The following is a 7685-nucleotide window of genomic DNA, read 5'->3' as shown; positions in this document are numbered from 1 at the left end:
GGTAAGCCTAAAAACAAGGTTGTTTCATCGAAAAATCGTCTTTGTTTGAATCTCAATTTAGGATGAGCCATGCAATACAATTCCAATGTGATAAAATGGCTTGGCATTGAGTAGTTTTCATGAGTTTAGCACCATGCTTCAGCATGGTGATGCGATACCAGCCCTCCACCTTTATAGCCCGCTTCAGCGGGCTTCCCTTTGCTAAGATTTGTTGTGTTGTTCAGAAAAGCCGGCTTGAAGCCGGCTACAGAAGATCCTCAACTTCACATATAATCACCCGGCTAAACCCGGGTGCTATTCTCATGGGTGTCATTTCTTCTGTTTATGTCCCCAATATATGAGATTTGGTTTTTCCAATCTTGAAGGCAACCCCGACCTTGGCAGGTAAGCCTAAAAACAAGGTTGTTTCATCGAAAAATCGTCTTTGTTTGAATCTCAATTTAGGATGAGCCATGCAATACAATTCCAATGTGATAAAATGGCTTGGCATTGAGTAGTTTTCATGAGTTTAGCACCATGCTTCAGCATGGTGATGCGATACCAGCCCTCCACCTTTATAGCCCGCTTCAGCGGGCTTCCCTTTGCTATGATTTGTTGGGTTGTTCAGAAAAGCCGGCTTGAAGCCGGCTACAGAAGACCTTCAAGTTCACACACAATCATCCGGCTAAACCCGGGTGCTATTCTCAGGATAATTACCCTTCCCCTGTACCGTCCCAACAATGGGTACACAACTGCTCTTTCGGTAATCCGATGGCCTCCACTAAATCATCCAGCTTTTGGAACTTTAAGGTGGTTAGTCCCAGATTTTCTCTGATTTGATCTACCATTTTGCGGTAATCTTCACTTTCCGGATCGGTGTATTTTGCGAAATCGGTATCTTCCGTTCCTTCCAGTTTTAAGATGGCTTTGCGGGTAGCCAGTTCCAGTTTTGTGCGCGACTGGCTGAAATTCAGATATTCACAGGGGTAGATGAGTGGCGGACAGGCAATGCGCATGTGAATTTCTTTGATGCCTTCATTGTGCAGGTCTTTCACATTGTCGGTCAGCTGGGTGCCGCGAACAATGGAGTCGTCAAGAAATATCCCCGATTTGTCTTTGAGCAGCGCCGTGTTGGGTATCAGTTTCATTTTTGCCACCAATTCACGCATATTCTGGTTTTGGGGCATGAAACTGCGTGGCCAGGTAGGTGTATATTTGGCATAAGGACGCATAAGCGGAATGCGTGCCTGATTGCTGTAACCCATGGCATGACCAATGCCCGAGTCAGGAATCCCTGCCACAAAATCGGCTTCCTGATTGTCATCTTCGGCAAGTTTCTTTCCGCACCGGTAGCGGCATTCATCCACATTGATGCCTTCGTAAAACGATGGTGGATAACCGTAATAAACCCACAAGAATGAACAAATCTGCAATTTCTCTGAGGGTTTGCGCAAAACAGAATATCCTTCGGCGGTAATTTCCACTATTTCGCCGGGTCCTAAGTATTTGTCAATCTGGTAGCCCAGGTTCTGAAAGGAGCTGGTTTCACTTACGGCACAGTAGGCGTTATCTCTTTTTCCGATTACGATGGGCGTACGTCCCACTTTGTCGCGGGCGGCAATGATGCGGTCTTCGTGCAAAATCAGCATGGAACAGGAACCTTTGATGGTTGCATAAACATGCTCAATGCCTTCTTTAAAACTCGATTTTTCGCAAATCAGCATGGCCACCAGTTCTGTGGGGTTGAAACCTCCCTGGCTGGTTTCCGAAAACATCTTGTGCTGCGAAAGAAACCTATCGGCCAGTTCCTCCAGATTGTTGATTTTAGATACCGTACACAAACCAAAGCGCCCCAGGTGGGAAAAAGTGACCAGGGGCTGCGCTTCAAAATCGCTGATGATGCCAATGCCCGATTTTCCTGCAAAGTTGACAATGTCGCCCTCAAATTTGTTCCTGAAATAACCATCTTCCAGACTGTGAATTGCCCTTTGGTAGCCATTTCCGGGATTGTAGAAAGCCATGCCGGCACGCTTGGTACCCAGATGTGAATGATAATCTGTGCCATAAAATACATCTGCTACACAGTCAACTTTTGATGTTGTTCCAAAAAAACCGCTCATTGTAAATTGCTCTAATGATTTTCAATTATTGATTTCGGGAAGTCACAAAAATAGAAATATTGTTCGGTTCTAGAGGTAGTTTATAAGGTTTAATTGTGAGAATATGTTGGCATGAGTTTATCGTTTCATTACAATTAATTCCACATGCCGGTTGGAGAGTTACAATTTGAAGTTTTTTATAAGATTAGCACTTAGCTTCAGGATGGTGATGAGATACCGCCCCTCTAACTCTATAGCCCGCTTCAGCGGGATTCCCTCAGCATTAATTTGTGGACGTGTCCTGATCTGCCATCATGTAGTGAGTTACAAAAAATATAATTAAATATTGTAATGCATTACAAAAAAATCAAATAAAATTTGTAATTCAAAACATATTATGCTATTTTACAGATAAAACATAATTGCAATGGAGCAACTTTATGAAATTAGCAATCGACTGGTTAATTCGGTGAAAGAAGACTTTAAGCGAAGTCTTTTTTATAAAATTAATGAAGATAATCGCTTAACAGAAATTACCGGAGCACGGGGTACAGGAAAGACTACTTTGTTGCTTCAGATTGCAAAAAAGCTTGCAATCACGGGACGAAAAGTGCTTTATGTTTCTTTGGATGTGCCTTTCTTTTTCAGAAACAGCTTGTTCGATCTGGCCGAAACTTTCTATAAGTACGGTGGGGAAGTTCTTTTTGTGGATGAAGTTCATAAGTATCCCTTAAAGCATAAGGATAGTGACTGGTCAAGGGAGATGAAGGCTGTTTATGATGCCTTCCCATCGCTACGGATTTTTTATACCGGCTCGTCTGTATTGGAATTGCATCAGGGGCAGGGCGATTTAAGCCGCCGGAAGGTCAGTTATTTACTACAGGGACTTTCTTTTCGGGAGTATATTCAGTTCTATCACCACTTTGAGTTTCCTGTTATTGAGCTGGATCTTATGCTGAACTCTCATCCGGAAATTTGTAAGGATGTAATGGATAAAATAAAGGTTCTTCCGGCCTTTGACAAATATTTAAAGATTGGTTATTACCCTTTTTTTGCGGAGAGTCCTGAGAATTATTTTAGCCGGCTTTCTGAAATTATCGGAGTGGTTGTTGATGTGGACATCCCGACTGTAAGTGATGTTTCTTATGAATCGCTTCAAAAAGTAAAGCAATTATTGGGTGTATTGGCGACTACTGTTCCTTATACCCCAAATTTGTCAAAACTCACTTCAGAGCTCTTTGTGGCTGATCAACGTACACTTATTAAGTACATTAATTTGCTTGAAAAGGGCGATTTAATAAAAACGCTTGGCGCACGTGCGGTTGGAAACAAAATTTTGAATAAGCCTGCCAAAATTTATCTGAATAATACCAACCTGATGTTTGCTATCGATGCTGATAATTTGCAGTCGGGTACTATCCGGGAGACTTTTTTTTACAATCAGGTTGGTTTTATTAATCGTGTTTCGTATCCACCAAAGAGTGATTTTCTTGTAAATGGAAAGTATCTTTTCGAAGTGGGTGGAAGGAATAAATCGAACAAACAGATTAAGAATATTACTGAGGCCTATATTGCCGCCGACAATATAGAAATTGGTTTTGGGAATAAAATTCCGCTTTGGCTTTTGGGGTTCCTTTATTGAATGGGTATGGAGCAAAGCAAGGTGGAAATTGAGTAGCTGTTAGCTCATAGCTCTTGGCTCTTAGGGATGGCTGTAAGCTCTTCGGAAAAGGGCTGAAAGTTGCAAGTTCGAAGCTGAAAGCAAAAAATGTGCCGCTACTGCCGTGGCTCAGTCTCTATATTCGTAAGGTTCATTTTTACCATACTACCACCACTGCCGTGGCTGTTCCATCTTGAAAAGTAGATATCTATGTTTTCTCGTCTTTTCTAATTATAAGAAATTTTCTTTGGTAACCAGCACCCCCGATGTATATGTCCCAGCCCCCGGAGGTGGGCGACAGTGTGGTAATAACAACTACAGAAAAGAAAGGTAAAGCCACGGCAGTGGTGACAGATCGTGTTGGTGTAGTTCCTTCCGGTTATATCCGAATTCTCCATTTATGATGAGCCATGCTATACCATTTTATTTCTACAAATGGGAGTGACTTTGTAAAGAGGGCATGAGATTAGCACCATGCTTTAGCATGGTGACTAGATACCGCCCCGTAAACTCTGTAGCCCGCTTCAGCGGGCTTCCCTAAGCTATTATCTGTTGGATTGTTGAGAAAAGCCGGCTTGAAGCCGGCTACAGAAGACCCTTGGCCTTTACTGTAATCACCCGGCTAAACCCGGGTGCTATTCTCATGGGGTCTAAATTCTTCACCTCAAATGCATAATTCACAAAAAAAAGTGTCACCATTGCCGTGGCTCAGTCTCTATATTCGTAAGGGTCATTTTTACCATACTGCCGCCACTGCCGTGGCTGTTCCTTCATGATTAGTGGATGTAAATGTTTACCCTCCACCATTCCACCCTCTAACCGTCCCACCTTCTCACCTTTCCCCCTCCTTTCCCCCTCCTTTCCCCCTCCTTCTACTCCATTCGATTAATCCACCCGAAAATTTCATTTTACCATTTTATTTGATAAATTCACAGGCGATAATCACACTATTCCTAACTTAAAATTATTTACTATGAAGAAAAAGACAATTAAAATCACTGTTGATACCGACAGTTTGATTGATTTTTTTGGAAAAGATCCCACCTGGGGAACAGCTTCTAAGCCTTTGGTAGCCGATGATTTTTGTAAAATTGATGCACCCGACATTAAATGGGAAGGCAATAAAATTTTACCTCTGGAATCCGATACCGAGTACGTGGTTACGCTGGTTTCTAATTCCAAAAAGTATCCGGTTACCCTTTACGACAAAACGACAGGTGACATTAATGGCGAAATCAACATGGATTTGATTACCCCTACCATCACAAAAAAATCGGAGTGGGCCGAAATATTCGATCTGGATCGTACCAAGTGTGAAGCTACCCTCGATGGCCATCTGATTGTGAAGCCCACAAAGGATGACAACTTTTCTGTTTTTACCCCCGAAAAAGTAAAACTGAAAGAAAATATTTTTTATCTGATTTTTTTCAGGATTGGAGGGGCTGATAAAATGGCGGTGATTGATCCGTTGATTGCCAATAGGTCAGATGATGGGAACGGTTAATTTATTCTATATACCCGATGGATTATTATAAAATATCTTACTTGTATTTTATTATTTTGTAAATGCGCTCGATGTTACATCTTTAGCGTTAGTGAAAATATGAACTCTTTGATACGGATATTAGTTTTTTTCTTATTAATTGTTGTGAATCAATCATTGATTTTGGCATCAACAAGAATTGAAGAGAAAATTCAGCAAATTCTTTTATTAACAAAGAGTGATAGCGCTAAAATAAGATTGCTTTTAGATTTATCAAAGGAATACGACGGGCAACCAACAGAAGCAATGTTGGTTGCTCGTTCTGCTTTGGAAGTTGCTGAAAACAATAACTTTTATTTTATCAAAGGCAAAATTCATGAAGAAATTGCCATAGCATATAGAAGATTGGGAGATTATTCTAGAGCTATAGAATCCTCTTTTAAAGCGCTTGAAATTTATGAGAAAAGTGATTCTCTAAGAATTGTAGCTCATCTCCAGCTCCAAATCGGCAGCCATTTTACTGCTGAAAATAATTATCCTAAAGCCATAACCTACATCTCCCAAGCCCTGAAAACCTTTCAACAACGCAAAGATACTGCCAATGTGGTGCTGGCCATGATTAACCTTGGTGAAACTTACCGATTGGATGGCAATGCCGACAGTGCTGCCATCTTGTTTAAGCAGTGCCTGGAGCTGAATCAAAAGCTAAAGAATGATTATGTAGAGATGGTAAAAGGCTATGCCCGGGGTAACCTGGGAATGGTATATGGCACGCAGAACAAAGAGGATGAAGCCATCGAACTTTTGAAATCTGCGATGGAGATTCTGGGTGAAATGAATGACTATTACTCTGCCTCGGTATATCAGTCGGAGCTGGCTCAAATATACATTAGGCAAGGGCAAAAGGAGCAGGGGGAGGAATTGTTGCGCGATGCCCTGCAAACGGCAGAGCGGGAGAAACTGAAAGAACAAATCAGGGACATCAGCAAAGATTTATCCCGGTTTTATGAAGAGACAGGACGTTTTCAGGATGCGCTGGAACTGCGAAAGCAGTACGAAGTTTACCACGACAGTCTGGTGAATATCGAGAACGTGCGCAAAACGGAACAACTGGAGAGTCAGTACTGGCTCGACCGTAAAGATGCCGATATCCGTATTCTGGAGGTGGAGAATCAGAGTAAGCGACGAACTGTAACTGTTCTTTCTGTGAGTGCTTTTATCCTGTTGGTGTTGCTTTCCATCCTTTATCGTTTGCAAATTTTGCGTAAGCGGGCCTACAAAAAAGTGGCCGAGCAAAAAGACATTATAGAAAAACGGGAGAAAGAGAAAGCCCTGCTGCTGAAAGAGCTGAACCACCGGGTAAAAAACAACCTTCAGATGGTATCGAGCATGTTTTCGTTGCAGGCCGCTCAGTTTAAGGGCGAACCGGCTGCAGATGCACTGGTGGCTGCCCGCCGCCGCATCGATGCACTGATGCTCATACATCAGAAACTGTATCGCGAAGATGTGGATACCCACATTCGACTGGCCGATTACATCAAAGAACTGGTGGATAACCTGGTTTACGGTTTCGGCAAAGAAGCGGACTTACATCTGGATCTTTCCTCGGCAAAACTGTATATCGATCTTGCCATCCCGCTGGGAATCATTATCAATGAGCTACTGACCAACTCATTGAAATATGCATCCGGCGAAAGCAAGCTGCGTATTGATGTGGCGCTTAAAGAAGAAAATGATAAATTGCGGCTGATAATAGCCGATAACGGGCCGGGAATTCCCGAAGGGTTCGATTTCAGAAAGAGTCGCTCCCTGGGAATGAAACTGGTTCACTCTCTCATCAGGCAGTTGCAGGGCGAACTGACCCAGACCAACGACAACGGCTGCCGATGGGAGCTATTGATGAGTTCAGACAAACTACAGAATTAATGCATGAGCAACAAGATTAGTATTCTTATTGTTGAAGATGAGTTTATGATTGCCGAAGACATAGCCATGCGCCTGGAGGACATGGGCTATGAGGTAGCCGAAAAAATCGACAACGTGGATGAAGCCATTGCCTGGCTCGACGAAAACAAGGTGGATATTATGCTGGTGGATGTGAACCTGCGGGGAACTAAAACCGGCATCGACCTTGGAAGGATTGTCAACGAACGGTTTCACATCCCTTTTGTATTCCTCACATCGCTGGCCAATCATGAAGTGGTGGAGATGGCCCGCCAGGTAAATCCTTCAGCCTATCTGCTCAAGCCTTTCAACGATCGTCAGGTAAAAGTGGCAGTCGATATGGCGCTTCAGAACTTTTATGGCGACAGTGGCCGGCAAAGTGGCGAACCCAATGAAGTAAATGATGAAAAAGAGGAGTACGTGTTGAAAATGCCCGGCTGCCTCTTTCTCAGAAAAAGCACCAGCTATCACAAAGTGAATTTCAGCGACATTCTTTGGCTCGAAGCAGAGAGCAACTACA

6 protein-coding genes are annotated in these 7685 nt (G+C 42.8%); 5 read left to right on the top strand and 1 reads right to left on the bottom strand.

Annotated features, from left to right (window positions below; genetic code table 11):
- Nucleotides 1–692 precede the first annotated feature (692 nt).
- Nucleotides 693–2099, bottom strand: coding sequence for an amidophosphoribosyltransferase (locus QZZ43_RS01220; protein WP_291855287.1), 1407 nt, complete (start codon nt 2097–2099; stop codon nt 693–695).
- A 406-nt stretch (nt 2100–2505) separates the two neighbouring features.
- Between QZZ43_RS01220 and QZZ43_RS01215 the strand changes: the two genes are divergently transcribed.
- The 5 genes from QZZ43_RS01215 to QZZ43_RS01195 form a co-directional block, all read left to right on the top strand.
- Nucleotides 2506–3720 carry an AAA family ATPase gene (locus QZZ43_RS01215; protein ID WP_291855285.1) on the top strand — a complete coding sequence of 405 codons (1215 nt, stop codon included), beginning with the start codon at nt 2506–2508 and terminating at the stop codon, nt 3718–3720.
- A gap of 290 nt (nt 3721–4010) precedes the next feature.
- The gene (locus tag QZZ43_RS01210; RefSeq protein WP_291855282.1) at nt 4011–4142 is read left to right on the top strand and encodes a hypothetical protein; all 132 of its coding nucleotides are present in this window, start codon (nt 4011–4013) and stop codon (nt 4140–4142) included.
- A 569-nt stretch (nt 4143–4711) separates the two neighbouring features.
- Entirely contained in the window at nt 4712–5242 is a 531-nt protein-coding gene (locus QZZ43_RS01205) for a hypothetical protein (RefSeq protein WP_291855279.1), read from the top strand.
- Nucleotides 5243–5341: 99 nt separating this feature from the next.
- Entirely contained in the window at nt 5342–7147 is a 1806-nt protein-coding gene (locus QZZ43_RS01200) for a tetratricopeptide repeat protein (protein ID WP_291855276.1), read from the top strand.
- A gap of 3 nt (nt 7148–7150) precedes the next feature.
- Nucleotides 7151–7685 (top strand): response regulator (locus tag QZZ43_RS01195; protein WP_291855273.1); only part of this gene is annotated, 535 nt, incomplete at its 3' end.

Origin of the sequence: Marinilabilia sp. (assembly GCF_016278715.1) — a bacterium.
Taxonomy (GTDB): domain Bacteria; phylum Bacteroidota; class Bacteroidia; order Bacteroidales; family Marinilabiliaceae; genus Marinilabilia.
The sequence above is the reverse complement of the archived record's forward strand: the minus strand, read 5'-3'. Positions and strand labels throughout refer to the sequence as shown.

Bases quoted from the DNA above. Each gene is read 5' to 3' on its own strand.
- QZZ43_RS01215 (WP_291855285.1), top strand. From the start codon at position 2,506: ATGGAGCAACTTTATGAAATTAGCAATCGACTGGTTAATTCGGTGAAA.
- QZZ43_RS01200 (WP_291855276.1), top strand. From the start codon at position 5,342: ATGAACTCTTTGATACGGATATTAGTTTTTTTCTTATTAATTGTTGTG.
- QZZ43_RS01220 (WP_291855287.1), bottom strand. From the start codon at position 2,099: ATGAGCGGTTTTTTTGGAACAACATCAAAAGTTGACTGTGTAGCAGAT.
- QZZ43_RS01205 (WP_291855279.1), top strand. From the start codon at position 4,712: ATGAAGAAAAAGACAATTAAAATCACTGTTGATACCGACAGTTTGATT.
- QZZ43_RS01210 (WP_291855282.1), top strand. From the start codon at position 4,011: ATGTCCCAGCCCCCGGAGGTGGGCGACAGTGTGGTAATAACAACTACA.